The sequence below is a fragment of the Geoanaerobacter pelophilus genome (assembly GCF_018476885.1).
Classification (GTDB): domain Bacteria; phylum Desulfobacterota; class Desulfuromonadia; order Geobacterales; family DSM-12255; genus Geoanaerobacter; species Geoanaerobacter pelophilus.
Genome location: NZ_JAHCVJ010000023.1, coordinates 1 through 2,032, shown reverse-complemented (window position 1 = coordinate 2,032; position 2,032 = coordinate 1). Strand labels below are relative to the sequence as shown.

Here is a 2,032-nt window from a genome sequence, read left to right as displayed (position 1 = left end):
TTAGATGTGGACCGGGTGCTGACCGAGGAAGAGGCGACCATTGTGCAGCAGGTGGCCGCCAGTGACGGCATTCAGGACTGATCGCGGTAACCGGTAAGCCAGCTGGTGAAATGTGGTTTCTGCGCACTTCCCGTTAGGAGGAACAATGAAACTCAGAGCCAAGATGTTACTGTCAATTTTCGTCGGGTCGTTCGTCTCCCTGGCATTGCTTTCGGGTGTTGCTGCCTACCGGATGAACCGCATCTCTGAAGCCTCATTACGCACCCAGAAGCAGGCATTGCTCAGCGACTACGACGCGCTCATCAAGAACCAGGTGCATACAGCCGTCAGCCTGCTGGCAACCCTGGATGAACGTGCCCGCAAGGGGGAGATGACCGTTGACGCGGCAAAGGCCCAGGGCGCCAGCCTGATTCGTGCTCTTAGATACCAGAATGACAATTATTTCTGGATAGACACGATCGACGGGGTCAATGTCGTTCTGCTCGGCAAACCGATAGAGGGGAAGAGCAGGATCGATTCGCAAGACAAGAAAGGCAAGTTCCTGGTCAAGGAGATCATTGAAAAAGGACGGCAGGATGGAGGGGGCTATACCGATTATTGGTTCCCTAAAGCCGGGAGCGACACGCCGATGCCCAAACGTGGCTACTCGCTGGAATTCAAACCTTGGGGCTGGGTTGTCGGCACCGGTAATTATATTGACGACATTGAGAAGATTGTAGAGGAGCAGCGGCTGGCTGCCAAGGCAGCGCTTATCCTGAATATCAAATATTTTGCCGGGTTTGCCTGTGTGCTGATCGTGATCTGCCTCTTTTGTGGCATATGGTTTGCCGACAGCATTACGAAAAGGATCCGCAAGGGGCTTGAAGTGGCCAACAGTCTTGCCGAGGGGGACCTGACCAAGCAGATTGAAGGTGACAGCCCTGACGAGATCGGTCAATTGCTGGATGCCATGGGGAACATGGTTTCGCGATTACGGGAGATCACCAGCCAGACAGTAGAGGCGGCCAACCAGGTCTCCATTGCCGCCGACCAGATCTCCGAAGCCAACCAGAGCTTCTCGCAAAAGATCACCGAGCAGGCCGCATCGGTCGAAGAGACCACCGCCGCCATGGAAGAGATGGGGGCCTCCACCCGGAGCACCGCTGAGAACGCCCGCGAGGCCAACAACCTGGCGCGCAGCAGCAAGACCGTTGCCGAAGACGGCACCGTGGTCATGGCCGATACCATAATGGCTATGAGCGAGATTAACAAGTCATCGGCCAAGATAGCGAACATCTCCAACGTTATCGAAGAGATCGCCTTCCAGACGAACCTGCTGGCGCTGAATGCCGCAGTAGAGGCTGCCCGAGCCGGCGAGCACGGCAAAGGGTTTGCCGTAGTAGCTGCCGAGATCCGGAGCCTTGCCGGCCGGACCACGCAATCAGCCAAAGAGATCACCACCCTGATTGAAGACAGCGGTGAGAAGACCGGCCGTGGAGTGCAACTGGCGCAGGAACTGGACAAGAAGCTGGGGGAGATCGTCTCCGGGATCAAGAAAGTGACCGACCTGATGGACGAGGTTGCGGCCGCAGCTGCTGAACAGTCGTCCGGGATCAACCAGGTCAACACCGCTATGGGCCAGGTAGATCAGACCACCCAGCAGAACGCCTCCCTGGTTGAAGAAACCTCTGCCGCCGCCGAAGAGCTGGCAGCCCAGGCAAAGGGGTTGCTGGATGTGGTCTCGTTCTTCAAGGTTGAGGATAGTGGCCGGAGCGCCAAGGCCCCCCGGGGCCGTAAAGCGCCCCAGGTATCGCAAATACCAGCCAAGGGCGGTTTCCGGACAAAACCGGCAACGCCGCAACCGGCTTTGTCGGCAAGGTCTCAGGCGTCCGACAACGATCAGGAGGATTTCTCGGAATTTTAACCGAGTCATCCCGATTCTCATAACTGTTTAGAGGGGCTGGTTCCATATGCCTCTCTACATAGGAGGAACCGATGGCAGAGCTTATGGAGAAGTCGTCTCAAAGAGCCGGCGCCCCTGCTGTGGCAGATT

General features: G+C 57.0%; 1 protein-coding gene. It reads left to right on the top strand.

Going from position 1 to position 2,032, the window contains the following annotated elements; all coding sequences use genetic code 11:
* The first annotated feature begins 145 nt into the window (after positions 1–145).
* Positions 146–1,903, top strand: a complete 1,758-nt coding sequence (locus KI809_RS20330; protein WP_214173435.1) for a methyl-accepting chemotaxis protein — start codon at positions 146–148, stop codon at positions 1,901–1,903.
* The last annotated feature ends 129 nt before the right edge of the window (positions 1,904–2,032 follow it).